The following is a 26,029-nucleotide window of genomic DNA, read 5'->3' on the forward strand; positions in this document are numbered from 1 at the left end:
GTTCAACATGATCGACGATACACATGATTGAACTTTCAATCAAGTCGTTGAAGATGTAAACTAGTTCACATGACTGACCTGCCCATCGCTTCGGTGAACGACACCCGCTGGCTCGACGAGTCGCAGCAACGCGCCTGGCGCGCGTTCCTGGGCGGATCCACCGTGCTGATGGACCGCCTCGACCGCGACCTGCGCAGCGAGCACGGCCTGTCGATGTCCGAGTACGAGATCCTGGTCCGCCTGTCCGAGGCGCCCGACCGGTCGATCCGCATGGCCGACCTCGCGGCCGCCCTCTCCCACTCCCGCAGCCGCATCACCCACACGATCGGCCGCCTGGAGCGCGACGGCATCGTGCTGCGCATGCAGTGCGACACCGACGGCCGCGGCGTCACCGCCGTGCTGACCGACAAGGGCTTCGCGCTGCTGGCCACCGCCGCCCACACCCACGTGCGCGGCGTCCGCGACTACCTCATCGACCAGTGCTCCGACGAGGACCTCGCCGCCGTGCGCCGCGTCATGGAGGCGGTCCAGGAGGCCATCGGCGGCCGCCGCTTCTGACCCGGCCCCGAGATTTGCTCCATCTTCGACCTTTCAGACGTGCTGAGAGGTCGAAAAGGGAGCAAATCTCGGCGCAGGCGGGGGCTTAGCGGGACAGGTGCCTCAGGTACACGTCCTGCCCGCGATCGAGATCCTCGGCGTGGAGCCTCGCGAACGACGAGAACGCCACCGCGCGACCGTCTGCGGAGATGGCCGGCTCGTCCGAGCCGCCCGACGCCTCGCGGCCGTTGCGACCCACGCTCGCCCGCGTCACGGAGCCGGTCACGCGGTCACGCACGAAGACGTCGCGCGCGACGTTGGCGTCCCCCGCCACGAGCTCCGGGGAGTCGGAGGCAAAGGCGATGAACCGGCCGTCGGCCGACATCGTCGGCGCTCCTGCGACGCCCACGGCACCCTGGGGTGAACGGCTGATCACCTCGGTGAAGCCCGTCGCGAGGTCGTGCACCAGCACATCGGGCAGCCCGTTCCCGTCGCCGGGGCCGTCGTCGCACGAGACGTACGCGATGAATCGCCCGCCGTCGGACACCGTCGGTGCCGCGACTCCACACGGCGCCACCCCCGTGTTGACGGTGGTGCCGAGCCGGACGTCGTGCAGGAGAAGCTGAGGGGCAGCACCCTCGGGCCGAACGGTGAAGGCGACGTGGCGACCATCGCTCGAGAGGGCCGGCGCCGTGGAAGGCGACGCCAGCTCCGAGCCGTCGGGCGCCTGACTCACGCGGGTCGTGCGACCGGAAGCGAGGTCCCGCACGAACACGTCGGTGACGCCGTTGGTGTCGCCCTGCACGAGATCGTCCGCACCGGAGGTGAACACGACGACGCTTCCGTCGGAGGCGAGACGGGGCCTGCCCGAGGGTCCCGAACCGGCGCCACCGCCCTCGGACGCGCTCACCAGCACGGTGGTCCCCCGGTCCAGGTCACGGAGATAGACGTCCTGGCGGCCGTTGAGATCCTCCGGAACGGCAGACGCCCCGGTCACGAACGCGACCCTCGAGCCGTCACCGGAGATCGATGACTGCGCGGACGACTCCGCCAGCTCCGCACCGTCAGACGCGAGCGACGCGCGGACCACCTGCCCCGATCCGACGTCGCGGACGAACACGTCGGCCGCGTCGTTCGCGTCGTCGACCGTGAGGTGGGGGACGAACGAGGAGAACGCCACGGACCCGCCGTCGGCGGACACGGAAGGTGCCCAGGACTCATGGTCCGTCGCCGTGCCGTCCGCGGGACGGCTGATCAGCGTGGGCGGCGGGACGGGACCCTCGGTCACGACGACCGTGCGCGCCGGCGAGATCACGCTCAGTCCGCCGCCGGACGTGCGCAGCGCGACCGCACGTAGCCGCATCGAACCGAGACTCGACGCCTCGACCGAGAGCCTCGCCTGGCCTCGGGCGTCCTGCCAGCCCGATGCGACGGTCACCCACGCTCCGTTCACGAGGCTCTGCACGTCCACCCGGCGATCGGCACGCGCGGGCGTGAAGACCGCTGTCACGTGGACCCTCTCCTCGAGGTACGCGGTGTCCGGCGCCAGCACTTGCGCGGTCTGGGACCTCATCGCGGTACGAGACGGGCTGGACACGGCGCCGAGCCGACCCGATCGCGGCGCGTGGAGGCGGTACCGGCCCTCTTCGGCTGTCGCCATCACCCGCACCGGGAATCGTGCCAGCCCGTCCGCCCGGGAGGTGCCTCGATCGATCGTGCGCCACGCGGTGCCTGACCACTGCTGCAGCTGCACGGGGCGACGGCGGTGCCCCGGCACGATCCCCGAGAGAATCGCCCGCTCGCCGGGGATCACGGACGTGATGTCGAGGGCAGGGCGCACGCGGACCCGGACCGTGCGGGACGTGGCAGGCTTCAGACGCTCGTCACCGGCGAAGCGCACGCGCCAGCGGCGTTCGCCCACGGGTGGAACGAGGCTCAATCGGTAGGCCCGGCGCTTCGTCACGCGGCTCACGGCCTGCGTGTGCCAGCGGGAGCCGTTCCAGAACTGCAGGCGCACGCTCTCGCCCCCGCGGGCTCGAGCGAGCCTGCCCCGCATCACGATGGCGGTGCCGGAGTCGATCGTCGACCGCGTCGGCCCCTCGACGGTCAGCCGAGTCGCCGGTCGCGCCTGCGCCGGCGCGGCCAGACCCAGCAGGGACACGAGCACGGTCATCACCACGATGCGCGGCAACCCCCGAGAGCGCATGGACCCTCCCGTGCCCGGACCGCCCGTCCGCGGTCGTCGCGACAGTCTCACACGTGTCGGCGACGTCACGGACCTGATTCGTCGATCCCGCCCGGACGCGAGCCCGGTGCCCTAGGTTGCGTCCGTGTCCACACGCCTGCGCTGGTCGATCGCGATCGCCTTCGTCGTCCTGCTCGTCGGCGGCTACGCCGCGTGGGTCGGCGCCTCGGCCTGGCAGGCCTCGAAGGTGTCGATCACCGCTGCCGAGCTGGTCGAGTGCAAGGACCCGCGCTCGATCGTCCCCCTGCCCGAGGGGATCGAGGATCCGATCGATCACACCGGTCCCCTCCGCGCGATCAGCGTCGATCGACGGCTCGACTGCGTCCTGCGCACCATGGTCGTCAGCGATGCCGCGGTCCCTGTCGCGGTGGAGTTCCTGGAGTGGCCGTACATGGGTCCGGCCACCGGCATGGGCGTCCGCGCCGAGTGGGCTGTCGGAGGCGGGCCGGGGCTCGTGAAGGACGCCGACAGCTTCAGCGCGAGCACCAGCATCGACGGGGTCTTCGACATGGACGGCTTCGGAGAGCTCTACGACGACGAGCGCACGCCCTTCACGATTCGAGCCCTCTTCAACGCCAGCTGCAACGGCGCAGGGATGTCGTCCGTATCCGACTCGCCTCGCGCCACCATCCGGGTGCTCGGCCGCAGCCATGAGATCGCCGCCACCGGTGCAGGCATCGGCCTCGTGCATTCCGGTCCCATCGACTGCGACGAGGACCTCGGCGACTCCTGACACGAGAAATGCTCCGGTTTCCACCTCTCAGCCCTGCTGAATGGTGGAAATCGGAGCAAATCTTGCCCGAGCGGGACTTCAGTCGCGGGTGAGGCGGCGGTGGGTGACGCGGTGCGGGCGAGCCGCCTCCTCGCCGAGGCGCTCGATCTTGTTGGCCTCGTAGGACGCGAAGTTGCCCTCGAACCAGAACCAGTTGCCCGGGTTCTCCTCGGTGCCCTCCCACGCCAGGATGTGCGTGGCGATGCGGTCGAGGAACCAGCGGTCGTGCGACGTGACGACGGCACAGCCCGGGAAGTCCAGCAGCGCGTCCTCGAGCGAGGACAGGGTCTCGACGTCGAGGTCGTTGGTGGGCTCGTCGAGCAGCAGCATGTTGCCGCCCTGCTTGAGCGTCAGCGCCAGGTTGAGGCGGTTGCGCTCACCACCGGAGAGCACGCCGGCCTTCTTCTGCTGGTCCGAGCCCTTGAAGCCGAACGAGGCCACGTAGGCGCGGCTGTTCATCTCGAAGTTCGCGACCTTGATGAAGTCCAGGCCGTCGGAGACGACCTCCCAGACGTTCTTGTTCGGGTCGATGTTGGCGCGGTTCTGGTCGACGTAGCTGATCTTGACCGTCTTGCCGACCTCGAGCTCGCCGGAGTCCGGCTCCTCGTTGCCCGTGATCATGCGGAACAGCGTGGTCTTGCCGACGCCGTTCGGGCCGACGACGCCCACGATGCCGGCGCGCGGCAGCGAGAAGCTGATGTCGTCCCACAGCGTGCGGCCGTCGAACGCCTTCGTGAGGCTCTTCGCGTCGAGGACGACGTCGCCCAGGCGCGGACCGGCCGGGATGTTGATGTCGGTGGTGTCGATCTTGCGGGCCTTCTCGGCCTCGGCGGCAAGCTCCTCGTAGCGGGCCAGACGCGACTTGCTCTTGGTCTGGCGCCCCTTGGCGTTGGAGCGGACCCACTCGAGCTCGCGCTCGAGCATCTTGGCGCGCTTGGCGTCCTTCTGCCCCTCGATCTTGAGGCGCTCCTTCTTCGTCTCGAGGTACGTCGAGTAGTTGCCCTCGTAGCCGTGGATCTGGCCGCGGTCGACCTCGGCGATCCACTCGGCGACGTTGTCGAGGAAATAGCGGTCGTGGGTGACGGCCAGGACGGCGCCCGGGTAGCTCTTGAGGTGACCCTCGAGCCACTGCACGCTCTCGGCGTCCAGGTGGTTGGTGGGCTCGTCGAGCAGCAGCAGATCGGGCTGCTGGAGCAGCAGCTTGCACAGCGCGACGCGGCGGCGCTCACCACCGGAGAGGTTGTCGACGAGCGCGTCGGACGGCGGGCAGCGCAGCGCGTCCATCGCCTGCTCGAGACGGCTGTCGACGTCCCACGCGTTGGTGTTGTCCAGGTAGGTCTGCAGGTCGCCGGTCTCGGCCATGAGGGCGTCGTAGTCGGCGTCGGGCTCGCCCATCTCGGCGTACGCCTCCTCGAGGCGCTTCATCTTGCCCTTGATCTCGGACACGGCCTCCTCGACGTTCTCGAGCACCGTCTTGCCCTCGGTCAGCGGCGGCTCCTGCTGCAGCATGCCGACCGACGCGTCGGGATCGCGGACGAGGTCGCCGTTGTTCGGCTGGTCGAGCCCGGCCATCAGCTTGAGCAGGGTGGACTTGCCCATGCCGTTCGGACCCACCACGCCGATCTTCGCCCCGTGCAGGAACGAGAGGGAGACGTTGTCGAGGACGACCTTGTCGCCGTGGGCCTTGCGGACGTTGCGCAGAGAGAGAACGTAGTCAGCCATGATGGCCCCAGCCTAGCGAGAACGCCGGAACGACGGCCGACCGGCAGCGCTCAGCGACCGGCGGTGGACAGGCCGTTGCGCCAGCGGTCGTAGCGGTCGAGCTCGCTGCGCAGGCGCGCCACCACGATCCGCTCGGTGGTGCGGTTGATCGCCTCGGTGAGCTTCTTCTCCGCTCTGGCCCCGGCCCGCCGCGCGCCGACCCCGCCGAGCCAGCGCGAGAACAGCGTGAGCGCGATGCCGAACAGCAGGCCTCCGGCGATCAGCACGAGCGGCAGGCTCATGCCGAGCGGCCGGGGCGCACCGGTCCAGGGATCGGGGTCCACGAGGCCGAAGGCGGCCGCGACGGACCACGCGAGCCCGCCGACGACGGCCAGGAACGTGAGCCACTGCAGGGCTCCGACGGCGGTCCACCACAGCGGACGCTGCTTGAGCCCGAGGTCGACGCCGGCGACGGCCTCGTCGAGCTCGTCGATGACGTCGCGCGCGCTCTCGCCGGCGACCGCGTCGACGACGGAGGCCCGCCACGGGCGGGACATGCCCTCGGTGGCGACCTCGGTGGCCTCGCGCAGCGCCAGGTCGGCGCGGGCGCGCTGCACGGACGGCGAGATCGGCATGACCTCGGCCACGGCGTCGCGCGCCGACCGGCCGAAGCCGAGCTCGCGCAGCGGGTCGTGGCGCAGCCGACCCACCCAGCCGATCAGCGGCCAGTCGGTGGCGACCACGGCGCGTCGGGCCATGGACTCCTCGACCGCGTCGGCGATCTGCGGCACGCCGGCGCACTGGACGAACGTCTCGACGAGGGCGTCGCGGACCGGGCGGTCGAGGCCCGGCACGGGCTCCACTCCCCCGGCGTCGGCGAGGCGGCGCGCCACCTGGCGCACGTCGGCGACCAGACGTGCCTGCGAGGCCCGCTTGGAGGTGATCCGGCGACCGATCTCGGCCCGCAGCTCGGGCAGTCCCTTGCCGCTGGTGGCGCTGGTGGCGATCACGGGCACGCCGCGGAAGCCCTCACGCTCGAGAATCAGCTCGAGGTCGTCGACCGCGATCTTGAGGTCGGTCTCGCTGAGCCGATCGGCCTGGTTGAGCACCACGACCGACGACTCCGCGTGCGTCGCCAGCGGCTGGAGGTAGCGCGCGTGGATCGCGGCGTCGGCGTACTTCTGCGGGTCGAGCACCCACACGAACAGGTCGGCGTAGCGCGCGACGTGGTCGACGACCTCCTGGTTCTGGGTGACGACCGAGTCGTGGTCGGGCAGGTCGAGCAGCACGAGGCCCTCGAACGCGTCGTCCTGCGGCGCGTCGAGGATGCTGCGCCGGGCGATCTGGTCGCGGCGGGCGACGCCGATCCAGTCGAGCAGCTCGGTGGCGCCGGCGGGGCCCCACGCACACGCCAGCGGTGTGGACGTGGTGGGCCGCAGGTAGCCGACCTCGGCCAGGTCCAGGCCCGCGAGGCGGTTGAACAGCGACGACTTGCCCGAGCCCGTGGCGCCCGCGAGCACCACGACCGTGTGCTGCGTGGAGAGCTCGAGGCGCTCCTGCGCGTGGCTGAAGGTGGCCTCGGCAGGCGCGACGACGTCGGGGTCGATGACGTCGCCCGCGGCCTCGATCGCCGACTGCAGGGCTGTGACGCGCTCGTCCAATGCACTCATCGCGTCACCGCCTGAAGAAGGGCAGGGTAGGTCGGTGCCGCGATTCGATGCGTGGAATCGTTCGCTCGCTGGCGCTCGCTCATCGCGACCGCCTCCCGCGCGGAGGGGCGACGGACGCGATCGCGGCCTCGAGCTGCCAGTGCGCGGACTCGAGGGCCACGTCGTCGGGCAGCAGGTCGAGGTAGCGCTCGGCCTCGGACTCCAGCAGGTCCTCGAGACGGCGTGCGAGGTCCTTGCCGGCCTGGTCGGCGAGGTCGCGGACGGCCTGGTCGCCGAAGACGGCGTTGAGGACGGCCTGACCCGCGGCGGCGGTGCCGCCGGCGATGCCGAGCTCGGCGCCCGTGAGACCCGCCGTGCCGGCGAACACCACGACCATGAGGGTGACGCCCGCGGCGTTGACGCCCAGCGACAGCGCACGGGCCTTGGTCTTCTTGTCGGAGCCCTGCTCGGCGACGAGCTCGAACACGGCCTCGCGCCACTCGCGCGCGATGCGCTCGGCGCGCACCCGGACGTCGCGCGAGGCACGGTCCAGCCCTCGCTGGCTGTCGAGCAGGGTGCGACCGGCCTGCGTGGAGTCCCAGGCGCGGGCGACCTCCTCGGCGGCGCGCTCGGCGCGGTCGAGGATCAGCAGGTGCAGGCCCGAGACGGCGGCCTCCTCGACCTCCTCGGGCGTGGTGGGCTTGCGACGGAACAGCTTGTCGCGCCACGAGCCCACGGTGCGCTCGAGCTTGCGGAAGATCTCGCCCGAGCCCACGAAGTCCTGCCAGCGCGCGAGCACCTCGCCGCGCAGCATGGTGCCGTCGGTGGCGGCGGTCATGAGATCGGCGTGCGCGCTCAGGTAGACCGACGCGACGTCCTGGCGCAGCTGGGCCGCGGCGTCGACCTGACGGGTCAGCGCACTCTCCAGCTGGCGCGACTCCTGCACGTCGTGCGTGATGGCGCCCTGCAGGGTGCGCAGCACGATCTCGCGGCGCTGGGCCTCGTCGTCGGCGAGGTGCCGCAGCCACGACACGACCTGCGCGACGTCGCCCGTCGGCAGGACGCCCTCGGAGTCGGGCGTGGACTCGGGCACGGAGAACAGCGCCACGTCGGAGAGCCCGTGCTCGCTGAGCATCCGGGCCAGGTGACGCCGGACCTCGCCCAGGGCCTCGGGAGAGGTGCGGTCGAGCACGACCGCGATCGAGGCGTTGCGGTCGGCGGCCCGGCGCAGGTAGTCCCACGGCACCTGGTCGGCGTAGCGCGCGGCCGAGGTGACGAACAGCCACAGGTCGGCGGCCCCGAGCAGCTGCTCGGCCATCTCACGGTTGGTCTCGTCGATCGAGTCGAAGTCGGGGGCGTCGAGCACGGCCACGCCCGGCCACAGCGTGGAGCAGGCCACCTGGCGGATCGTGTTGGCGCGCCGGCTGTTGGAGCCGGTGCGGACGACGTCGGGCAGGACACGGCCCGAGCGGAACCACTCGGTGTCGGCGGGGTGGTGGACCAGCACCGGGGTGCGCGTGGTGGGTCGCAGCACTCCTGTGGCCGACACACGGCGGCCGACGATCGAGTTCACCAGCGTGGACTTGCCCGCGCCGGTGGAGCCGCCGACCACGACCAGCAGCGGGGCGCCGAGATTCTCGAGTCGGGGGACGACGTAGTCCCCCAGCTGCTCGGCGATCTCGCGCTGGAGCGCGCGGTCCTGCTCGACCCCGGGTATGTCGAGTTCCAAGGGCATGGCGACGACCGCTGCCGCCAGTCCTGACAGGCCCTGGAGCAGACCGTCCTCGACCATGGCCTCGCGCTGGGGAATTGCGGCAGGCTCAGTCATCTCAGATCACTACGAATGGTAGTGCAGTGGACACACCCCGGAGTCCCATTCGTCACACCAGCCCCAGATCCGCAGAAGTGGGGTCAGGAGGCGTCGAGCGAGCGGGCCTCGTCGACCAGCATGACCGGGATGTCGCGGCGGACGGGGTACGCGAGGGCGCAGCCGTTGCACACGAGCTCGTCGGCCTCGGCGTCCACGAACAGGCCGGAGCGGCACTGGGGGCACACCAGGATCTCGACGAGGGCTGGATCGAGGTTCACGGCACCACCGTAGCCGAGTCGTCGCGCACGAGCCGCAGCACCGGCGAGCCGTCGTCGGAGGGCTGCTCGGGCGCCGGACGGCCCGCCTCGCGGACGGCCTCGGCCAGTGCCACGAGGTCGTCGTGCGTGGGCTCGGGCTCGGTGAACTCCGGGGCCAGTCGCACCACGCTCCAGCCCTGCGGCGCCGACAGGCGCTCGGCGTGACGCGAGCACAGGTCGTACGCGTGGGGCTCGGCGTAGGTGGCCAGCGGGCCCAGGACGGCGACCGAGTCGGCGTACACGTACGTCAGCGTGGCCACCGCGGAGTTCGGGCAGCCTGCGCGCGAGCATCGACGTTGCAGTCCCACGGGGCGAGGTTAGCCCGCGACCCCAGCGCTCCGCAGTAGGCTCACCGGATGGCCAGCGAACCGGGATCCCGCATCGGCGTCCACGGCCCGCGTCCGGGCTCCGCCCGCGACCGTCGCGGGCGCGGACCGCGCGGCGTGATGTCGCTCCCGGGGCCCCTCTCGCCGCAGGGCGCTCCGGTCCACCGCACCCCGCGCGAGGCGTTCGACGACCTCGTCGCCGAGATCCTCACGCGGCTCGACCACCACTTCGCGCGCGAGCCCGACCACGTCGAGGTCGCCGTCGAGGAGGCGCCGATGCTGCCGCCCGGCTGGGACGAGCCGGTGCCCCGCAGCATCGTCAACCCGGCGCCGGGCGGGTACCGGATCGTGGTCTACCGCCTGCCGATCGTGGGACGGGCACGCTCGGCCGTCGACCTCGAGGAGCTGGTCTGGACCGTGCTGCTCACGCGGCTCGGCGAGGTCTGGCACCACGACCCCGAGGACCTCGACCCGCGCGCCTGAGCAGCGGCACCGGTCAGCGCACGGAGACGCCGGGAGCGACCACCGAGACGGGCGCGGGACGCACCGCCGTGGCGGCGATCCTGCCTCCCCCGGACTTCCAGAGGCCGGCCATGACGCGACGGCCCTCCTGCGGGGTCAGCACGAGATAGGCGGCGCCGTCCTTCGGCGCGGGGACGAGGGCCGAGGCCCCGGCACCGACGCTCACCCGGCTCGTGCCGAGCGACTCCATCGACGCCGAGAAGGACTCGACCTCGACCACGGCGGCCTCCTTGGCCGTGACGACCGTGCGCACGGCGCCGCCGGCGAGCCGGACGGGCACGACCGCGGGACCCTCGATGGCGGCCGACGGCGTCACTCGGGCGACGTCGTCGTCGGTCTCGATCGAGGCGGAGGCCACGACGGGCAGGTCGGACGTGATCGCGAGGGACGCGCGTCGCAGGTCGACCGAACCCGGGACTGCGACGACCCGCGTGGACTCGGGTTCGACCGAGACGTCCTCGAGGCCCTCGGCGGCGAAGGCGCCACCCGGACCGCGGACCGACACCGCGACGTGCGCGGTGGACGTGCCCGGGTTCGCCAGCGCGAGGCGCGTGCCGTCGCCCTCGGGCAGGCCGGCCAGCACCTGCTCGGTGGCGGGGCCCGGCGCGGGGGCGAGCAGGTCGGCACCGCCGGTGCCGGCGTCGAGCGCGATCGCCGTGAGCGAGCCGCGGCGGCGCGAGACGTGGGCCGAGACGGCTCCCTCCCCCGCGGCGACGTCGTCGACCGAGATCTGGCGCCGCTGACCCGGCTCCACCACGAGGCCCGACGTGTCCAGCGACTGGATCGGGCCGTTGGCGCCCCACCAGCTGAGGTCGGCCACGGCGCGGTTCTCGCCAAGGTTGACCAGGGTGATCGTGGCGTCGGAGCGGCCGCGGTCGCCCAGGCCCGCGAACCAGGCCTCGTCGACGACGGGCGGGCAGGCCGCCAGCACCGCGTCGCCCTTCAGTCGGCCGGCGACGTAGCCGACCGATCCGGAGCCCTCGCCGGACTGCTCGAGCACGAGGGCGTCGCCGCCCGGCTCGGCGGTGCGCCAGCGGTCGGCCCGCGCCCACACCGGGTCGGCCGCCGCCTCCTCGGGGATGGGGCGAGCCACGGCCTCGTCGCCCGGCGCCACCTGACCCGCCGCGACGGTCCACCCGGACTCGACGGGGCAGGCCCACGTGGTCTGGCGGACCTCGACGGTCTGGCTGCCGCCGGCCACGACGGGCGGCTCGGGCTCGGGCACGAACGAGATCGCGGCGACGAGCAGCGCCGCCACGAGGGGGAGGACGTAACGGGCGGGGAACCGGCTGCTCATGCGTCGTCCTCCTCGTCCGGATCCGGTCCGGGGGCCGCGTTGCGGCGCACTGGCAGGGCACCCACGAACGCGCCGACCCAGGCCAGCACCCACACGCCTGCGATCCAGGGGCGGGCGGGTCCGGCCTCGGGCGCGGGCTCGGCCTCGATCTCGGAGGTCACCGACCAGACGCGCGAGTCGGGCGAGTCGCTGCCCTTCTGGGCCAGCCCGGGCGCCGCGTCGATCCGTCGCGCGAGGTCGAGGTCGACGTCGGGCGCGTAGATGCTGTCGACGCCGAGTCGCGCCAGCTCGTCGACGTCGTCGCGTGTGGGCGTGGTGACCAGCGAGGTGACGGTGTCGCGCAGGCGGTCCTCGCGCTCGGCAGTGGTGCGCAGCGCCTCGGCCCCGAGGTAGGGGCCGGGGCCCACGACGGCGTCGGCGACGATGCCGGACTCGGAGTCGCCGGTCAGCACGACGGTGGTGCCGGGTCGGGCCGCGAGGAAGGCGGGTACGACGCGGGCGTCACCGGACTCGAGCGGGTCGTCGATGCCGCGCACGACGAGCCAGCCGCCGGCGAGGATCGGGAACGCTGCCAGCAGGGCGATCGCCGGGCGTCGCCAGCGGCGGTGCTTGCGCGTGCGCAGGGCGGGCCAGGCGAACAGCACCGCGGTCAGCAGGCCGCCGAGCCAGATGCCCGCGCCGAGCCCGGACCACGCCCTGACCTCCGGAGCGCCGGGAAACGGCACGTAGGTCGAGATCGAGGCCAGCAGGCCCGTGGCCAGACCGGCGACCGCGACGATCCAGGCGCCGGCGACGGCGCGACGGGTCGCCTCGGGGACGAGGGCCGCGGCGGCGAGCACGATGAGCGGGACCGCGATCCACCACGGCGCCGATCCGGGCCCGCCGCCGGTGCCGGTGACCACGTCCCAGGCGGAGGCGGGCGCGTCGACGGGGTTGCCGACCTCCCACCAGATCCGCCCGGACAGGACACGGTCGAGCAGCCACGGACCCAGCAGCACCGTGCCGATCACGCCGCTGAGCGCGAGGTAGCGCGCGGACGACCGCACCAGCAGCGCGCTGACGACGAGCGCGACGATGCCCAGCGCCCAGGCGACCGGCGCGAACGCCGCGACCAGCGCGATCCACAGGCCGACGAGGGCGGCACGGGTCCACGTGGGCTCGAGCACGAGGCGCAGGAGGACGTTGGCGAACAGGGGCGCCACGACGAGGGTGACCACCGTGCCCAGGCGGCCGCCGGCGATCGCGCCGGTGACGCCGACGACGAGGCCGTACGACACGGCCCACGTCATCCGGACGGCACGGTCGTCGCTGACGAGGCGGCCGAAGCGGTGGGCGGTGAGCGCCGCGAACGGCACCGCCAGCACCGTGAGGATCCAGGAGATGAGTCCCGGCGCGAACCACACCAGCAGCCCGACGAACGCGAGCGGGACCACGTAGGCCGGCGCGACGTCGGCGCTGCCGAGGCCGACCGCGTGCGACCGCTCGAACAGCAGCCGCCACCACGACGAGACCGCGTCGGGCGACGCGGGCAGGACCGGGCTGAACAGGTGACCCGCGGCCACGGAGCGCGCCGCGACGAGCGAGCCCACGAGCAGCACCAGCACCCAGGTCAGCCACGGACGACGGCGCCACCACGGCGGCTGGTCGACGACGACCGGGTCCTCCTCGTCCTCCTCCGCGACGCCGATCGACCGCAGGCCGAGTGAGTCCACCGACTCGGGGCGGACGACGGCCTGCACGGTGGTGGCGGCGACGTCGAGTCCGTGCTGGTACGGCATCCAGAACGGGGCGAAGAGGTCCTTCAGCTCGCGGTTGCGGCGCACGACGTTCGGCTTGCGTCGGCGGCGCGCCGCGATCATCGGCCCGGGATTGGCGAAGACCGTGACCATCGCCATGATCTCGCCGCGGGCCGACCGCAGGTCCTTGCCGAAAAGGAAGCCGACGAACCTCAGCAGCGAGCCCACGAACAGACGGATGCTCAGCGGCAGGAACCGCAGCGGGTCGCTGTTGGCCAGCATCGTGTGCAGCGCGGCGGCACGGCGCTCGCCCGCGTGCTCGCGGACGCCCTTGCGGCGCACGCGACGCCGGTTGGCGGTGGCCTCGGCGTGGAACACGATCGAGCGCGGCGCCGTGCGCACGCGGTAGCCGGCGCGGTTGGCGCGCCAGCCGAGGTCGATGTCGTCGAAGAACAGCGGCAGCCGCGGATCGGTGCCGCCGAGGCGCTCCCACACGTCGCGGCGGACCAGCATGCCGGCGGAGCCGACCGCCAGGACGTCCTGCGGCCGGTCGTGCTGGCCGGCGTCGGGCTCGCCGGACTCCAGCATCGTCTCGCGCTGGCCCGTGCCGGTGACCGTGAGGCCGACCTCGAGGAGCCGCCGGAGCGACGGCCACTCGCGGACCTTGGGGCCGACGATGCCGATGTCGGGGTCGCGCGTGGCCTCGTCGAGGAGGCCGGAGAGCGCGTCGGGATCGCAGATCTGGTCGTCGTGGAGCAGCCAGATCCAGTCGTAGGCCTCGGTCTGCGACTCCACCGCCACCGCGACCTGGCCGCCGAACCCGCGACGGGCGGGGGCGGTGACGATGCGCGAGGCGTGCGCATGTCCCTCGAGGAGGTCGCGCGTGGCCGGGTCGCTGTCGTCGTGGACGAGCACGAGGTGGTCGGGCCGGTGGTGCAGCCGGTCGAGGGCCGCGAGGGTCTGGGGCAGCCATCGCGATCCGCGATGGGCGACGAGAACGGCGAGGACGGAGGGAGGGCTGGCACGCCACGCCGGGACGGATTCGTCCTCGAGGTCGTCGTCGTGCATGATCGCCACCTTAGGCGGTTGCGACCAACCGTCAGGTGTCAGCGGCGCGGGGAGGTCAGGCGCGCTTCTTGAGCTTGCGACGCTCTCGCTCGGACAGGCCACCCCAGATGCCGAAGCGCTCGTCGTGGGCCAGTGCGTACTCGAGGCACTCGGTCTTGACGTCGCAGCTCAGGCACACGCGCTTGGCTTCGCGCGTGGAGCCGCCCTTCTCGGGGAAGAACGACTCGGGGTCGGTCTGAGCGCACAGAGCACGCTCCTGCCACATGAGCTCGGGGTCGTCGCCCTCGATCCAACCGACTAATGACATGCCTGTAATTACAGTCGGATGCCTGCCAAACGTCAAGCCGAATAGCAAATGTCCGGCGATCCTCGGCGTGTCGCGCCTCCGGGCTCCGCGCTAGCGTCGAGGCGTGACCACCACCCTCGCCACCGTCCTGACCCCCACGCCCTCCCCCGTCGTCACGTACTACGACGTCGCGACCGGCGAGCGCGTCGAGCTCAGCGGCGTGACGCTGGCGAACTGGGTGGCGAAGGTCGCGAACTTCCTCGTCGACGAGCTCGACGCCGAGCGTGGCACCCGCGTGCGGATCGGCCTGCCCAGCCACTGGCTGCGCTACGTGTGGATCCTGGGCGCCTGGCGCGTCGGGGCCGTGGTGGCCGACTCCGACGCGCAGATCGGCCTGTCGGGCCCCGAGCTCGAGGCCGCCGAGCCGATCCGGCTGGCGGCGTCGCTGCGTCCTCTCGGGGGCCGCTTCCCCGCCGAGCCCGAGGGCTTCCATGACATCGCGGTGCACGTGCCCGCGAGCCCGGACGTGTTCATCGACCTCGATCCCCCGGCGCCGGACGACCTCGCCCTCGACGTCGCGGGGCGCCGCGCCACGCACGCCGAGCTGCTCGCCGCGCCCGCCCTGACCGCCCGGGTCGTGCGCGAGCCGGGGTCCGTGGCCGACGACGCCGCCGACCTCGCGGCGGCCCTCACCGGCGGCGGCTCGCTCGTGATGGTCGCCGGCGGCGGACCCGACGACCTCGTGCGCATCGCCGCACAGGAGCACGCACGGCTCGACGGGCCGGGACGTTGAGCCGATCCGCGATGGTGGGTGCCCTAGACTCGACGGGGCATCCGGGCCGACGGCCGATGCCCCCGAGACATCACGACAGGAACCACGCATGACCCCAACGGTCGACGACCCGCAGGCCCACGGCCTGACCCGGGTGGGCGGCCGACCCCCGCTGACGGAATACCTGCGGGGAGTCGCGCAACGCAAGGACTTCATCGTCTCGCTGGCGAAGTTCCGCATCGAGGCCGAGAACCAGCGTCAGCGCCTGGGCATGCTGTGGATCGTCCTCAAGCCCATCCTCAACGCCGCGGTGTTCGGCATCGTCTTCGGCATCCTCATGGCCAGCACGAAGTCGGTCCCCGACTTCGTGCCGTTCCTGATCATCGGCGTGTTCATGTTCGAGTTCTTCTCGGCGTGCATGGGCAGCGGCTCGAAGTCGATCACGTCGAACCAGGCGCTCGTGCAGAGTCTGGCGTTCCCCCGCATGTCGCTGCCGATCTCGGTGGTCGTGCAGAAGTTCATGCAGCTGATCCCCACGGTCGGCCTGCTCATGGTCTTCCTGCTCCTCATGGGGCACGTGCCGAACTGGAACTGGCTGCTGATGGTGCCCCTGATCGGCCTGTACTTCCTGTTCTGCATGGGCGTCGCGTTCATCACCGCGCGCCTCACGGTGCACCTGCCCGACCTCACGAACCTGCTGCCGTTCATCACGCGGTTCTTCTTCTACACGACCGGCATCTTCTTCAGCTTCGACATCCGCTTCGAGGGCAACCCGAAGCTGCTCGAGATCGTCCAGTACCAGCCGGTCTACGCCTTCCTGAGCCTGTCGCGCGAGCTGCTGCTCGACTCCGACCCGCTCTACGACGTGCGCCTGCAGTTCTGGCCCATCATCGCCGTCTGGTCGATCGGGCTGTTCCTGATCGGCGTCGTGTTCTTCTGGGCCGCGGAGGAGCGTTATGGTCGCGTCGACTGAGTCCGTGGAGACGGCGGACACCGAGCAGCGCCGGCCCGTCGTCGTCGTGCAGGACCTGCACGTCGAGTACCGCGTCTTCGCCACCGGCAAGCGCGCCACCGAGGCCGACCGCGGCGGCGTGCTGCGCCGCGCCAAGCGCACCCGCACGGTGCACGCCCTCAAGGGCATCTCGTTCACCGCGTACGAGAACGACAGCATCGGCGTCATCGGCTCCAACGGCTCGGGCAAGTCCACCCTGATGCGCGCCATCACGGGTCTGACCCCCGCCACCCGCGGCTCGATCTACGCCAGCTCGCGGCCCAGCATGCTCGGTGTGGGCGCGGCCCTCATCAAGCAGCTGTCCGGCCAGCGCAACGTCATCCTCGGTGGCCTGGCCCTGGGCTTCTCCAAGGCCGAGATCGAGGACCGCTACGACGAGATCGTCGACTTCGCCGGGATCCGCCCGTTCATCGACCTGCCGATGCGCACGTACTCCTCGGGCATGACCGCCCGCCTGAAGTTCGCGATCGCCACGATCCGCGACCACGAGATCCTCATCGTCGACGAGGCCCTGGCCGTCGGCGACCGCAAGTTCCGCAAGCGCTCGGAGAAGCGCATCCGCGAGATCCGCGACAACGCCGGAACAGTGTTCCTGGTGAGCCACTCGATGCAGTCGATCCGCGACACGTGCAATCGCGTCATCTGGATCGAGAAGGGCGAGCTCATGATGGACGGCGATCCCGACGAGGTCATCGCGGCCTACGAGGAGAGCCGCTGACCCCAGCGCTCCCCGCCCCGCCACCGCTTCCCGGTCGGCTCGGCGCCGGGGCCGGGATCAGCAGGTGGCGGCGAGGTCGTCGGTGTTGTTCGCGGCTGACGGCGACTCGGTCTTCGGCGCCTCGGGCGTCTGCTGCGTCTCGGGGGCCTGCGTGGTCGCCGTGGAGTCCGTGGGCTTCGGCTGCGCGGCCTTCTTCTGCTGACGCTCGCTCTTCTTGACCAGGGCCGCGACGTCGGCGCGGATCTGCTCGAAGTTCGGCGTGACGGTGCTGTACTCCGGCGGCACGACCGACAGCGTCGCGATCTGCTGATCCTTGGCCTTGAGGGCCAGGTCGCCGAACGCGCCCAGCTCGGAGGCGGGGATGTCGGTGCTGAGCATCTGCGCGGAGCTCTTGGCGATCTTGCCCGCGTTCAGCACGACCTGCTCGGGGCTGAGCTGCTGGAGCATGGCCTGCATGAGGCACTTCTGGCGGCCCATGCGCGTGTAGTCGTCGGACTGCACGCGGCTGCGCCCGTACCAGAGCGCCTCCTTGCCGTTGAGCTTCTGCTTGCCCGGCTGGATGTACACCTGCTTCCAGGCGTCGTCCTTGCCGAACATCGCGATGGGCTCCTTGATGTCCATCGTCACGCCGCCGGTGGCGTCGACGAGGCTGGAGAAGCCCTTCATGTTCACGAGGACGTAGTAGTTGACCTTCAGGCCGGTGACGCCCTCGACGGCCTCGAGCGTGGCGTCCAGGCCCGGGTCCTTGCTCTTCGGGTAGAGGTCGGACCGGTCGGCCGCGGCGGTGTGCACCGCGTTCAGCAGGCACTCGGAGCCGCAGTTGTAGCCGTAGGGGTAGACCGTCCGCATCGGCGAGTCCTCGGGGAACGGCACGTTCTGCAGGTTGCGCGGCAGCGACACCATGATCGGCACGCCGGTCTCGGCGTCGATGCTGACGAGGTTGATCGAGTCGGGGCGCAGGCCGGTGCGGTCGTCGGCGGAGTCGGCGCCGAGCAGCAGGATGTTGTAGCGGCCCTGAAGCGGCGACTTGACCTCGGTCTCGTGGAAGACCTGCTCCACGACCTCCTTGGAGGCCGAGACGGTGTTCCAGCTCAGGTACGTCGTGGAGGTGACCAGCGCGATGATCGTGACGTTGACGACCGAGATGATGCCGAGTCGCCACCAGCCCAGGCTGCGCACGAGGGCGAGCCGCCAGGCGTCGACGAACAGCAGCATCCAGCCGATCGCCAGGACGAGGGCGGCGACGCGCGCGGTCTGGAGCACGGACGGGTCGGTGAGCCAGTCGATGACCTGGGCGCGATCGGGGCGGAAGCGGAACCAGACCACCAGCAGGGCCGTCAGCACGGCCACCCAGGCGACCATGACGACCGCGCCGAGGCGGCGCGCGCCGGCCAGGAACTGCGCGATGCCGGGCCAGACGACCGTGCCGAGGATCAGCACCAGTGCACGGCGCAGCCCACCGCGCTGCGCGACCCGCGTGGGTCGGGCTCCCAGACCGCTCACCCCGCCACCTCTCCTGCCTGCCGTGGCCGATCGTCCGTGCGCGACCGACGCCCCATTAAACCCTCCGGTTCCCAACGCCGACGAACCAGCGCCGGTCGGGCGGGTCGGCTCAGCAGCTCTCGTTGAGGTCGGCGCTGCGGTTGGCCTTGCGCGGGTCCTTCTTCTGCGCCTCCCCGCCGAGCTCGAGCAGCGGGAGCTTCGCGGTGACGAGGGCGGACTTCTGGACCTCCTCGCGGGCCTCGGAGGTGCCGACGGCGCTGGAGACCAGGCGGCGCACCTTGTCGAAGTCCGGGTTGCCCGTGTAGATCACCGGCGGCACGAGCGAGACCGACGAGATCGGCTGCGACTTCGTCTTGAGCGCGAGGTCCATGAAGACGTTGAGGTCCTGGCGCGGGATGCTCGTGTGCAGCATCGCCGAGCTCGAGTTCGCGATGTCCTGCATGTTCATGAGGACCTTCTGCGGGTTGAGCTGGCGCACCATCGCGTTCATCACGCACTTCTGGCGGCCCATGCGCGACCAGTCGTCGTTCTCCACGCGTGAGCGGGCGTACCAGAGGGCCTTGTCGCCCGAGAGCTTCTGCTCGCCGGCCTCGATGTAGCCGCGGATCGGCGAGCCGATGCCGCCGATCGCGGTGCGCTCGCGCACGTTGAGGCGAACGCCGCCGACCGCGTCGATGAGCTTCGAGAAGCCCTTCATGTTGACCAGCGCGTAGTAGTTGAGCTTCAGCCCCGTGATCTCCTCGACCGCGTCCATCGTGGCGTCGATGCCGGGCTCCTTGGCGTCGAAGAGCTGCGCGTGGTCGTTAGCCCAGGTGTTCACGGCGTTGAGGTAGCAGCCCTCGCAGTCGAAGCCGTTCGGGAACTGCTCGCGCATGACCGAGCCCTTCGGGAAGGGCACGTTCTCCAGGTTGCGCGGCAGGCCGATGATGACGGCCTTGCCGGTCTCGGCGTCGATGCTGGCGACGTTGATCGAGTCGGGGCGCATGCCGCTGCGGTCCTTGCCGGAGTCGGTGCCCAGGAGCAGCACGTTGTAGCGACCCTCGTGCGGCTTGGAGACCGTGTTGGAGGCGAAGACCGTGTCGGTGAAGCCGTTCATCACCGAGACGGTGTGCGCGGCGAAGAACAGGACCGCGGCCGTGGCGACCACGAGACCGGCGTGCAGCGCGGTGGAGATCGCCAGGTGCGGACGGGCGAGCTCGCGCGGGCGGCCGAGCCGCCAGGCGTCGACGATGAGGGCGACCCAGCCGATCGCGAGGCCCACGAGGACCCAGCGGCCGAGGGTCAGCAGGGCGGCGTTGGTGGCCAGGCCGAAGACGAGCTGGCGGTCGAGCAGCGCCAGCAGGACGAGGGCGGCGACGAGCGCGAGCACGCCCAGCCAGATCCGGATCGCGATGCGACCCACGCGCTTGTTGCCCTGGACCAGCTGGGCGGAGCCCGGCATCACGAGGGTCATGGCGGCCAGGGTCAGGGCGCGCCGGAAGCGGATCCGGGCGGTGGCGCTGGCCGGGTCGGCGTAGGTGCCGCCCAGAGCGCTCGTGCGGTCGTCGTGCATCGCTGTCCTCACGGTGGGGAAGAGTCCGAAGGTTCCCTCAGTATCGAGCGCCGCTCCCGATCCCTCGGGATGACGCGCCGGAGGCCGGGCAAGGGAATCGGAGCGAGGTCCGACGGGGTACCTTCACCCCATGCCCCCCTCAGGTCCCAAGGATCCGGACGGATACGACTGGCTGTACGACGATCAGCCCGGTCGGTCCTCGGCGCGCCCCGCGGCGTCCGGCTCCTCGATCCCGCCGCCGAACCTGCCCCCGCCGGGGTCCGGCAAGCGCGGCGCGAAGCCGCCGAAGGAGCGCAAGCCGCGCGGTCGACTGCGGCTGCTGTGGCTGGTCCTCGTGGCCTGGATCGCGTTCCTCGTGCTCGTGCCGGTGGTCGCCTGGTCGAAGATCACCAAGGTCGACGCCACGCCCGACGGCGAACGCCCCCAGGACGAGACCACCACGTGGGTCCTCGCCGGCACCGACAAGCGCCCCAAGGACAAGTCCCGGGGCCGCACCGACACCATCCTGCTGCTGACGTACGGCGGTGGAGGCCCCTCGGTGCTGACGTCGATCCCGCGCGACTCGATCGTCGACATCCCCGGCAACGGCCGGACCAAGATCAACGCCGCGTACGCGTTCGGCGGCCCGCCGCTGCTCGTCGAGACGATCGAGAGCGAGACCGGCCTGGGCGTCGACGGCTACGTCGAGATCGGCTTCACCGGGCTCGAGGACGTCGTCGACGCGCTCGGCGGCATCGAGGTCTGCCCGAAGGACGACATCAAGGACAAGGACGCGAAGCTGAACATCAAGGAGGGCTGCCAGGAGGTCGACGGCAAGACCGCCCTGGCGTACTCGCGCTCCCGCAAGGCGTTCGCCAGCGGCGACATCGCGCGCGGCCAGAACCAGCGCGAGGTCATCGGCGCGATCGGCGACGCGGCCCTGTCCCCCTCCACCGTCCTCAACCCGTGGAAGTTCACGCGTGTGGCCACGACGACCGCGGAGTCCCTCGCCGTCGGCGACGACGTCTCGATGTTCTCGTTCGGCCGCTTCGCGTGGAAGCTCGGCAAGGCGATGGGCGGCGACGGTCGCTCCTGCACCGTGCCGATCGCGGACATGTCGGTGCAGTGGGACCGCGAGCGCGCGGTCGAGTACTTCAAGCACCTCAAGGACGGCACGACCGACGAGCTCGGCGACCTGTGCACCCAGGACGGGCTGCGGAAGTAGCTGTCAGCCGCCGAACGCCTCGGCCGTGAAGGCCGCAACCTGCTTCGCCGAGCGGTCGAGCACGTCGGTGTGCTCGGCGCCGCGGTACGTCGTGTAGGTGAGGTCCAGCCCGCGCGCCCGGTAGGCCTTGGCGAGCGAGTCGGTGAGGACCTGCGGCACCACGCTGTCGGCGGTGCCCTGCACGACCAGGATCGGGCCGCGCACCTCGGGGAAGCTGGGGTCGTTCGCGTCCAGCGGACCACGCACGAGGTCGGCGTCGGCGTTCTTGGCCGCGAACCGGTTCATCGGCGCCAGCCCGAAGCGGTCGGGGCCGAGCAGGTCCATGAGGCACTCCTCGCGCACCTGCGGGTAGAGCTTCACGCCCTTCGCGTTGAGCAGCTCGTCGACCGGGATCTTGCCCGGGTAGGCGACCTCGAGGCCGCGCAGGATCATCGCGACCAGGGCGGCGGGGACGGCGACCTCGCCGGACAGGCCGACCTCGGCCGCGAGCGACATGTGCGAGGGCGGGGCGAAGGCGACCGTGCCCACGACGTCGAGCTCGCGCGTGTAGTGCGGCGCCATCGAGGTGGCCCACAGCGCCGCGTGACCGCCCTGCGAGTGGCCGGCGGTCATCACCCGATCGCTGAGGTCGGGATCGAGCTGGCGGGCGGCGCGCACGATGTCGAGCACGGCCCGGCCCTGCGACGCGCCGATCAGGTACGGGTGGTCGCCGGGGGTGCCGAGGCCCTCGTAGTCGGTGGCCACCACCGCGTGGCCGCTGTCGATCCAACGCTGGAGGCGGGTGCTGGTGGTGCCGATCGCGGCCGGGTCGGCGATGGTCGAATCGGCGCGGGTGGGGGCGCACTGGTCGGCGATGCCGGTGGTGCCGTGCGCCCAAGTGACGACCGGCCAGCCGCCGTCGGGAGCGGTTCCGTCGGGGACGGCGACGAAGCCGGAGGTGGCGACCGTGTCGCCGCCCACGCCCTGCTGCGCGTAGAGGACGAGGCTGACGTCGGCCTGCTCCAGCCCCATCGTGCCCTCGAGCTCGCGCGACCAGATGAGGTCGCCGTGCGCGTACTCCGAGAGGTCCGCGGGCGGCGTGTAGAACGCGGTGCCCTGCGGGGCGGAACGGGGCTCGTCCTCCTCGGCCGTGCAGGCCGCGACGGACAGCACGAGCGCGGCGCTCGCGAGCACCGGGACCAGTCGACGGATCACCGCGTCATCGTACGGCCGCGGACCCGCCCGCCGAGCCGAAACCGACGACCGCGGCGGGTGGGTGCCGCCTCCCCGGCGCCCACCCGCCGCGAGCACCCTCCGGCGTGGATCAACCCCGCGACCGCTGGCGCGACCTGAGCGATCGGACCAGGTCGATGGCCAGGAATCCCACCGCGACGATGCCGCCCGCGACCCAGTCGGGCTCTCCGCTCACCGCCCAGGAGGCGATGACGACCGCTGCCCCGCACGTACCGATCGACAGCGCCTCCCAAGCGATCGCCCCGCCGACGGATCGGCTGCTCATGTCGCGGGCGGGGTCGCGCGTCGGGCGCGCCATCGGCGTGCGACGAGCTCCCATGCCACGGCTGCCACCGTCAGGACGACGGCCAGGGTCCAGAAGTCGCGGACGATCCCGCCAGGCGCCTCCGCGCCTTGGTTGAGACCCATCCAGTAGAGGCCAAGCGCGAAGATCAGCGCGACAGGTGTCCTCATCAGCACTTCTCCCTTCCCACGTCTACTCGGACTCGCACCGTAGGCCCGGCAGCCACCACCGCCAGCAGCGTTTTCCACATCGGCTCCTCCGTCAACGGCGGGACCGGCGGCGGATCGCGCGCAGAGTCAGATCGCCCGCGAGCACCCCGACGAAGCAGGCACCGGCCAGAGCCCAGGCGAACACACCGCGATCGCTGAGGAGAAGGACCATCGCGACGAGCGTCACCGCGAGGACGAGATATGCCACGAGATCGATCCGGCTCAACACTTGACGACCTTCCCACCCACGACCGCCACCGCGACGATCCTGAACTTCAGCTCGACGCACCTTCCCGCCTTCTTGGCCTTCTTGAACACCCCTCGCAGCTTGTAGAAGTAGGCGCTCACGGCGGCGGCGCAGACCGCTTTCACCGCGACCCCTGCCGGGTTCTTCGCAGGGATCAGTCCGCACAGCGTGCTCACCCCCGCCCCGAGCGAGACGAACATCGCGTCGTGCACCTTCTTGGTCTCCTTCTTGCTCAGCTTCACGCACACGGCCGTGCCCAGGTCGCAGAACTTCACCTTCGGGTCGGCGACGACGGGATAGGCGACGCCGCGGGCGCGGTGGTCGACGACCTGGCGGATCGTGCTCCCCCTCAGCTCGTAGCGGGTGGGCACCTGGCGCCCGGCCGCGTCGACGGCCCACGGCGCCTCGACCTGGGCGACGACGGCCCCGTCCGGTCCGACGAGGTCGACTCCTCCGTCGGGCGCCGGCCGCGGGGAGACGTCGCCGCGGAGCCCGAAGTCGTAGGTGGCCGGGGCCTCCGCCGAGTCGATCCCGACCAGCACCTGCGTGCCGGTGCTGGTCGGCGTGACGGCGAGCGACGCTCCCTTGCGCCCCGGCAGGTGGTACCGCCCGTCGGCCTTCTTGGGCGTGGCACCCCTCGCCGGCAGGTCGAGTGCGAGCGAGGCGCCTCCAGCCGTCTCGATCGGCACGGATCCCTTCCTGACGGCGCCCGTGGGCGAGGCGCTCAGCGGGACGGCCGACTCGACCTGGGCGAGCTCGCCGAGGCGGTCGCCGAAGGTGGCGCGCGGCGTGCCGGCCTGTGTCGGTGGCAGGGCCGAGAGTGTGAGCGCGGCCGAGGTGGCCAGGACCGCGAAGGCCCGTGTGACGATGTGCATGAATCCCCCGATTCGGTGATGGGCGAGGCCCGTGACGAACGAACTGACGCACAACTTATTGTGCTTCAGGGGACGCGTCAAGCACCCATTCCCCCGGGTGTGGAGAGGTCAGGTGAGTCGCTGCAGCTGCGGGATCCGTGAGACTCCCGGCGCCGGGAAGAGGCGCATCGCGACGACCAGGATCGCGCAGGCGACGATCCCGTCCATGAACCAGTGGTTCGCCGTGACGGTGACGACCACGATCGTGATCGCCGCGTGCCAGACCGCCAGCTGGCGCACCAGGCCGTTCGCGGTCCGCACCACCACGACGGCGATCAGCACCGCCCAGCCCACGTGCAGGCTCGGCATGGCGGCGTACTGGTTGGCCACCGCACCGCTCGCGCCGTCATACGCCGAAGGGCCGTACTCGGTCATCGAGTCGACGAACCCCCACTGCGGGAACATGCGCGGCGGGGCCAGCGGGAACGCCATGTGCAGCATCACCGCGCAGGTCGTCTGGATGATGATGAGGTTCCGCGCCCAGCGGTACTCGGCCCGGGGGCGCCGGACGAATCCCCACACGAGGAACGCCACCGTGGCCGGGAAGTGCACCCCGACGTAGTAGACGTTGGCTGCCTGCAGCAGGTCGACCGACGGGACGAGGTCCTGGATGAAGGCCTCGTGCGACAGCCGCAGGGCGCGCTCGAGCCCGCGCACCGCGGCGGCGTTCGCGTGCGCGGTCTGCTCCGCGTCGATCGTCACCAGACGACCGACGCGGTACAGCACGTAGACGAGCGCCAGCAGCGTCAGCTCGAACACCGCAGGCAGGATCCCGTCGCGCAAGCGAACGACGACCTCGGACCGCCGCGGGAGGGCCATTGCACCAGACTCTCAAACCACTCCCGGTAGCAACACCCTTGGACGACCCCGAGATCACCCTGAGGGCCGCGAGTGGATCAGAGGGTGGACTGGATGCCGGCGAGCAGCTGGCGCGCCATGACGATCCGCTGGACCTGGTTCGTGCCCTCGTAGATCTGGGTGATCTTGGCGTCGCGCATCATCCGCTCGACCGGGTAGTCGCGGGTGAAGCCGTAGCCGCCGAGCAGCTGCACGGCGTCGGTGGTCACCTGCATCGCGACGTCGGACGCAAAGGCCTTCGCGGCGGCGCCGAAGAACGTGAGGTCCTTGTCGCCGCGCTCGGAGCGACCGGCGGCCGCGTAGGTGAGCTGGCGCGCGGCCTCGATCTTCATGCCCATGTCGGCGATCATGAACTGCAGGCCCTGGAAGTCCGAGACGGGCTTGCCGAACTGCTTGCGCTCCTGGACGTAGCCCAGCGCGTAGTCGAGGGCGCCCTGCGCCACGCCGACCGCCTGCGCGGCGATGGTGACGCGGGTGTGGTCGAGGGTCTTCATCGCGATCGCGAAGCCCTCGCCGACGTCGCCGATGATGCGGTCGCCCGGGATGCGCACGTTGTCGAAGTAGACCTCGCGCGTCGGCGAGCCCTTGATGCCGAGCTTCTTCTCCGGTGCGCCGAACGAGACGCCCGCGTCGGACTTCTCCACGACGAACGCGGTGATGCCCTTCGTCCGCTTCTCGAAGTCGGTCTGCGTCAGGACGGTGTAGTACTCCGACTCGCCCGCGTTGGTGATCCAGCGCTTCGTGCCGTTGATGACCCAGTCGTCACCGTCGCGCTTGGCAGTGGTCCGCTGGTTGGCGGCGTCGGAGCCGGCCTCGGGCTCGGAGAGGCAGTAGCTGAAGCCGCCCTCGCCGCGCGCGAGCTTGCCCAGGTACTTCGCCTTGATCTCCTCGCCGCCGCCGATCTGCACCGGCAGCGAGCCGAGCTTGTTGACCGCGGGGATGAGCGAGCTGGAGACGCACACGCGGGCGACCTCCTCGATCACCAGCACGGTGGCGAGCGCGTCGGCGCCGGCTCCCCCGTACTGCTCGGGCACGTGCGGCGCGTGGAAGTCGGCCGCGATGAGCGCCTGGTTCGCCTCGCTCGGGAAGCGCGCCTCCTCGTCCACGGCGGCGGCGTGCGGGGCGATCTTCGCCTCGGCCACGGCGCGCACCGCCTCGCGGATCGCCTGATGCTCCTCGGACAACGCGAAGAAATCGGACACGCTCGAACTCCCGGGGGTTGAAAAGGTAGGAACTCCGCGCATTCTACGCCGCGGGC

25 protein-coding genes are annotated in these 26,029 nt (G+C 71.3%); 7 read left to right on the forward strand and 18 right to left on the reverse strand.

The window, feature by feature from the left end:
* Positions 1-69 precede the first annotated feature (69 nt).
* Entirely contained in the window at positions 70-558 is a 489-nt protein-coding gene (locus BJ975_RS11810; protein ID WP_179426124.1) for a MarR family winged helix-turn-helix transcriptional regulator, read from the forward strand.
* 85 nt (positions 559-643) lie between these two features.
* On the opposite strand, the gene BJ975_RS11815 is transcribed toward BJ975_RS11810, so the two are convergent.
* Positions 644-2,743, reverse strand: a complete 2,100-nt coding sequence (locus BJ975_RS11815; RefSeq protein ID WP_179426126.1) for a TolB family protein — start codon at positions 2,741-2,743, stop codon at positions 644-646.
* 124 nt (positions 2,744-2,867) lie between these two features.
* Here BJ975_RS11815 and BJ975_RS11820 point away from each other — a divergent pair, with 124 nt between their 5' ends.
* Positions 2,868-3,515 (forward strand): hypothetical protein, encoded by a 648-nt coding sequence (locus tag BJ975_RS11820; RefSeq protein WP_179426128.1) that lies wholly within the window; start codon positions 2,868-2,870, stop codon positions 3,513-3,515.
* A gap of 78 nt (positions 3,516-3,593) precedes the next feature.
* On the opposite strand, the gene ettA is transcribed toward BJ975_RS11820, so the two are convergent.
* From ettA to BJ975_RS11845, 5 genes are all read right to left on the reverse strand, one after another.
* Positions 3,594-5,276: an energy-dependent translational throttle protein EttA gene (gene ettA / locus BJ975_RS11825; protein WP_179426130.1), complete on the reverse strand. Its 1,683-nt coding sequence runs from the start codon at positions 5,274-5,276 to the stop codon at positions 3,594-3,596.
* 50 nt (positions 5,277-5,326) lie between these two features.
* Positions 5,327-6,925 carry a GTPase gene (locus BJ975_RS11830; protein ID WP_179426138.1) on the reverse strand — a complete coding sequence of 533 codons (1,599 nt, stop codon included), beginning with the start codon at positions 6,923-6,925 and terminating at the stop codon, positions 5,327-5,329.
* Between the two features lie 79 nt (positions 6,926-7,004).
* Positions 7,005-8,732: a dynamin family protein gene (locus BJ975_RS11835; protein ID WP_179426140.1), complete on the reverse strand. Its 1,728-nt coding sequence runs from the start codon at positions 8,730-8,732 to the stop codon at positions 7,005-7,007.
* A gap of 83 nt (positions 8,733-8,815) precedes the next feature.
* Complete coding sequence (locus BJ975_RS11840) at positions 8,816-8,992, reverse strand: Trm112 family protein (protein WP_179426142.1); 177 nt, start codon at positions 8,990-8,992, stop codon at positions 8,816-8,818.
* Positions 8,989-9,339 carry a DUF3499 domain-containing protein gene (locus BJ975_RS11845; protein WP_179426144.1) on the reverse strand — a complete coding sequence of 117 codons (351 nt, stop codon included), beginning with the start codon at positions 9,337-9,339 and terminating at the stop codon, positions 8,989-8,991. The genes BJ975_RS11840 and BJ975_RS11845 overlap by 4 nt, the downstream gene beginning before the upstream one ends.
* 48 nt (positions 9,340-9,387) lie before the next feature.
* Here BJ975_RS11845 and BJ975_RS11850 point away from each other — a divergent pair, with 48 nt between their 5' ends.
* Positions 9,388-9,840, forward strand: coding sequence for a metallopeptidase family protein (locus BJ975_RS11850; RefSeq protein WP_179426146.1), 453 nt, complete (start codon positions 9,388-9,390; stop codon positions 9,838-9,840).
* 13 nt (positions 9,841-9,853) lie between these two features.
* Here the strand turns inward: BJ975_RS11850 and BJ975_RS11855 are convergent, their stop codons facing one another.
* From BJ975_RS11855 to BJ975_RS11865, 3 genes are read right to left on the reverse strand one after another with little or no spacing between them, the layout of a single operon-like run.
* Positions 9,854-11,176: a DUF5719 family protein gene (locus tag BJ975_RS11855; protein ID WP_179426148.1), complete on the reverse strand. Its 1,323-nt coding sequence runs from the start codon at positions 11,174-11,176 to the stop codon at positions 9,854-9,856.
* A complete protein-coding gene (locus BJ975_RS11860) occupies positions 11,173-13,980 on the reverse strand; it encodes a glycosyltransferase family 2 protein (RefSeq protein WP_179426150.1) in 2,808 nt (935 codons plus the stop codon). The genes BJ975_RS11855 and BJ975_RS11860 overlap by 4 nt, the downstream gene beginning before the upstream one ends.
* Positions 13,981-14,035: 55 nt before the next feature.
* Complete coding sequence (locus BJ975_RS11865; RefSeq protein ID WP_179426152.1) at positions 14,036-14,287, reverse strand: WhiB family transcriptional regulator; 252 nt, start codon at positions 14,285-14,287, stop codon at positions 14,036-14,038.
* A 103-nt stretch (positions 14,288-14,390) separates the two neighbouring features.
* On the opposite strand from BJ975_RS11865, the gene BJ975_RS11870 reads away from it, so the two are divergent.
* From BJ975_RS11870 to BJ975_RS11880, 3 genes are all read left to right on the forward strand, one after another.
* On the forward strand, positions 14,391-15,059 hold the full coding sequence (locus BJ975_RS11870; protein WP_179426154.1) for a TIGR03089 family protein: 669 nt from the start codon (positions 14,391-14,393) through the stop codon (positions 15,057-15,059).
* An 88-nt stretch (positions 15,060-15,147) separates the two neighbouring features.
* Entirely contained in the window at positions 15,148-16,011 is an 864-nt protein-coding gene (locus tag BJ975_RS11875; protein ID WP_179426156.1) for an ABC transporter permease, read from the forward strand.
* A gap of 4 nt (positions 16,012-16,015) precedes the next feature.
* A complete protein-coding gene (locus BJ975_RS11880) occupies positions 16,016-16,768 on the forward strand; it encodes an ABC transporter ATP-binding protein (protein ID WP_317628332.1) in 753 nt (250 codons plus the stop codon).
* Between the two features lie 57 nt (positions 16,769-16,825).
* Here BJ975_RS11880 and BJ975_RS11885 read toward each other — a convergent pair whose 3' ends face one another.
* Positions 16,826-18,271 (reverse strand): LCP family protein, encoded by a 1,446-nt coding sequence (locus tag BJ975_RS11885; protein ID WP_179426160.1) that lies wholly within the window; start codon positions 18,269-18,271, stop codon positions 16,826-16,828.
* A gap of 109 nt (positions 18,272-18,380) precedes the next feature.
* Positions 18,381-19,823: an LCP family protein gene (locus BJ975_RS11890; protein WP_179426162.1), complete on the reverse strand. Its 1,443-nt coding sequence runs from the start codon at positions 19,821-19,823 to the stop codon at positions 18,381-18,383.
* Between the two features lie 130 nt (positions 19,824-19,953).
* On the opposite strand from BJ975_RS11890, the gene BJ975_RS11895 reads away from it, so the two are divergent.
* Positions 19,954-21,027 (forward strand): LCP family protein, encoded by a 1,074-nt coding sequence (locus BJ975_RS11895; protein WP_179426164.1) that lies wholly within the window; start codon positions 19,954-19,956, stop codon positions 21,025-21,027.
* Positions 21,028-21,030: 3 nt separating this feature from the next.
* Here the strand turns inward: BJ975_RS11895 and BJ975_RS11900 are convergent, their stop codons facing one another.
* The 7 genes from BJ975_RS11900 to BJ975_RS11930 all read right to left on the reverse strand — a co-directional run bounded on the left by BJ975_RS11900 (position 21,031) and on the right by BJ975_RS11930 (position 26,015).
* Positions 21,031-22,221: a lipase family protein gene (locus BJ975_RS11900; RefSeq protein ID WP_179426166.1), complete on the reverse strand. Its 1,191-nt coding sequence runs from the start codon at positions 22,219-22,221 to the stop codon at positions 21,031-21,033.
* Between the two features lie 109 nt (positions 22,222-22,330).
* A complete protein-coding gene (locus BJ975_RS11905) occupies positions 22,331-22,525 on the reverse strand; it encodes a hypothetical protein (protein WP_179426168.1) in 195 nt (64 codons plus the stop codon).
* Positions 22,522-22,713 carry a hypothetical protein gene (locus BJ975_RS11910; protein WP_179426170.1) on the reverse strand — a complete coding sequence of 64 codons (192 nt, stop codon included), beginning with the start codon at positions 22,711-22,713 and terminating at the stop codon, positions 22,522-22,524. Before BJ975_RS11910 ends, BJ975_RS11905 begins: the two co-directional genes overlap by 4 nt.
* A gap of 91 nt (positions 22,714-22,804) precedes the next feature.
* Complete coding sequence (locus BJ975_RS11915; RefSeq protein ID WP_179426172.1) at positions 22,805-22,981, reverse strand: hypothetical protein; 177 nt, start codon at positions 22,979-22,981, stop codon at positions 22,805-22,807.
* Positions 22,975-23,874 (reverse strand): hypothetical protein, encoded by a 900-nt coding sequence (locus tag BJ975_RS11920; protein WP_179426174.1) that lies wholly within the window; start codon positions 23,872-23,874, stop codon positions 22,975-22,977. Before BJ975_RS11920 ends, BJ975_RS11915 begins: the two co-directional genes overlap by 7 nt.
* Positions 23,875-23,982: 108 nt before the next feature.
* Positions 23,983-24,732, reverse strand: a complete 750-nt coding sequence (locus BJ975_RS11925; RefSeq protein WP_179426176.1) for a phosphatase PAP2 family protein — start codon at positions 24,730-24,732, stop codon at positions 23,983-23,985.
* A 77-nt stretch (positions 24,733-24,809) separates the two neighbouring features.
* The gene (locus BJ975_RS11930; RefSeq protein ID WP_179426178.1) at positions 24,810-26,015 is read right to left on the reverse strand and encodes an acyl-CoA dehydrogenase family protein; all 1,206 of its coding nucleotides are present in this window, start codon (positions 26,013-26,015) and stop codon (positions 24,810-24,812) included.
* Between the last annotated feature and the right edge of the window lie 14 nt (positions 26,016-26,029).

This window comes from Aeromicrobium tamlense (assembly GCF_013408555.1).
GTDB classification, from domain to species: Bacteria; Actinomycetota; Actinomycetes; order Propionibacteriales; family Nocardioidaceae; genus Aeromicrobium; species Aeromicrobium tamlense.

What these genes read in the sequence shown, in the direction of transcription:
- BJ975_RS11810 (WP_179426124.1), top strand. Translation starts at nt 70, where the DNA reads ATGACTGACCTGCCCATCGCTTCGGTGAACGACACCCGCTGGCTCGAC.
- BJ975_RS11815 (WP_179426126.1), bottom strand. Translation starts at nt 2,743, where the DNA reads ATGCGCTCTCGGGGGTTGCCGCGCATCGTGGTGATGACCGTGCTCGTG.
- ettA (WP_179426130.1), bottom strand. Translation starts at nt 5,276, where the DNA reads ATGGCTGACTACGTTCTCTCTCTGCGCAACGTCCGCAAGGCCCACGGC.
- BJ975_RS11830 (WP_179426138.1), bottom strand. Translation starts at nt 6,925, where the DNA reads ATGAGTGCATTGGACGAGCGCGTCACAGCCCTGCAGTCGGCGATCGAG.
- BJ975_RS11835 (WP_179426140.1), bottom strand. Translation starts at nt 8,732, where the DNA reads ATGACTGAGCCTGCCGCAATTCCCCAGCGCGAGGCCATGGTCGAGGAC.
- BJ975_RS11850 (WP_179426146.1), top strand. Translation starts at nt 9,388, where the DNA reads ATGGCCAGCGAACCGGGATCCCGCATCGGCGTCCACGGCCCGCGTCCG.
- BJ975_RS11855 (WP_179426148.1), bottom strand. Translation starts at nt 11,176, where the DNA reads ATGAGCAGCCGGTTCCCCGCCCGTTACGTCCTCCCCCTCGTGGCGGCG.
- BJ975_RS11860 (WP_179426150.1), bottom strand. Translation starts at nt 13,980, where the DNA reads ATGCACGACGACGACCTCGAGGACGAATCCGTCCCGGCGTGGCGTGCC.
- BJ975_RS11865 (WP_179426152.1), bottom strand. Translation starts at nt 14,287, where the DNA reads ATGTCATTAGTCGGTTGGATCGAGGGCGACGACCCCGAGCTCATGTGG.
- BJ975_RS11875 (WP_179426156.1), top strand. Translation starts at nt 15,148, where the DNA reads ATGACCCCAACGGTCGACGACCCGCAGGCCCACGGCCTGACCCGGGTG.
- BJ975_RS11890 (WP_179426162.1), bottom strand. Translation starts at nt 19,823, where the DNA reads ATGCACGACGACCGCACGAGCGCTCTGGGCGGCACCTACGCCGACCCG.
- BJ975_RS11895 (WP_179426164.1), top strand. Translation starts at nt 19,954, where the DNA reads ATGCCCCCCTCAGGTCCCAAGGATCCGGACGGATACGACTGGCTGTAC.
- BJ975_RS11905 (WP_179426168.1), bottom strand. Translation starts at nt 22,525, where the DNA reads ATGAGCAGCCGATCCGTCGGCGGGGCGATCGCTTGGGAGGCGCTGTCG.
- BJ975_RS11910 (WP_179426170.1), bottom strand. Translation starts at nt 22,713, where the DNA reads ATGAGGACACCTGTCGCGCTGATCTTCGCGCTTGGCCTCTACTGGATG.
- BJ975_RS11920 (WP_179426174.1), bottom strand. Translation starts at nt 23,874, where the DNA reads ATGCACATCGTCACACGGGCCTTCGCGGTCCTGGCCACCTCGGCCGCG.
- BJ975_RS11925 (WP_179426176.1), bottom strand. Translation starts at nt 24,732, where the DNA reads ATGGCCCTCCCGCGGCGGTCCGAGGTCGTCGTTCGCTTGCGCGACGGG.
- BJ975_RS11930 (WP_179426178.1), bottom strand. Translation starts at nt 26,015, where the DNA reads ATGCGCGGAGTTCCTACCTTTTCAACCCCCGGGAGTTCGAGCGTGTCC.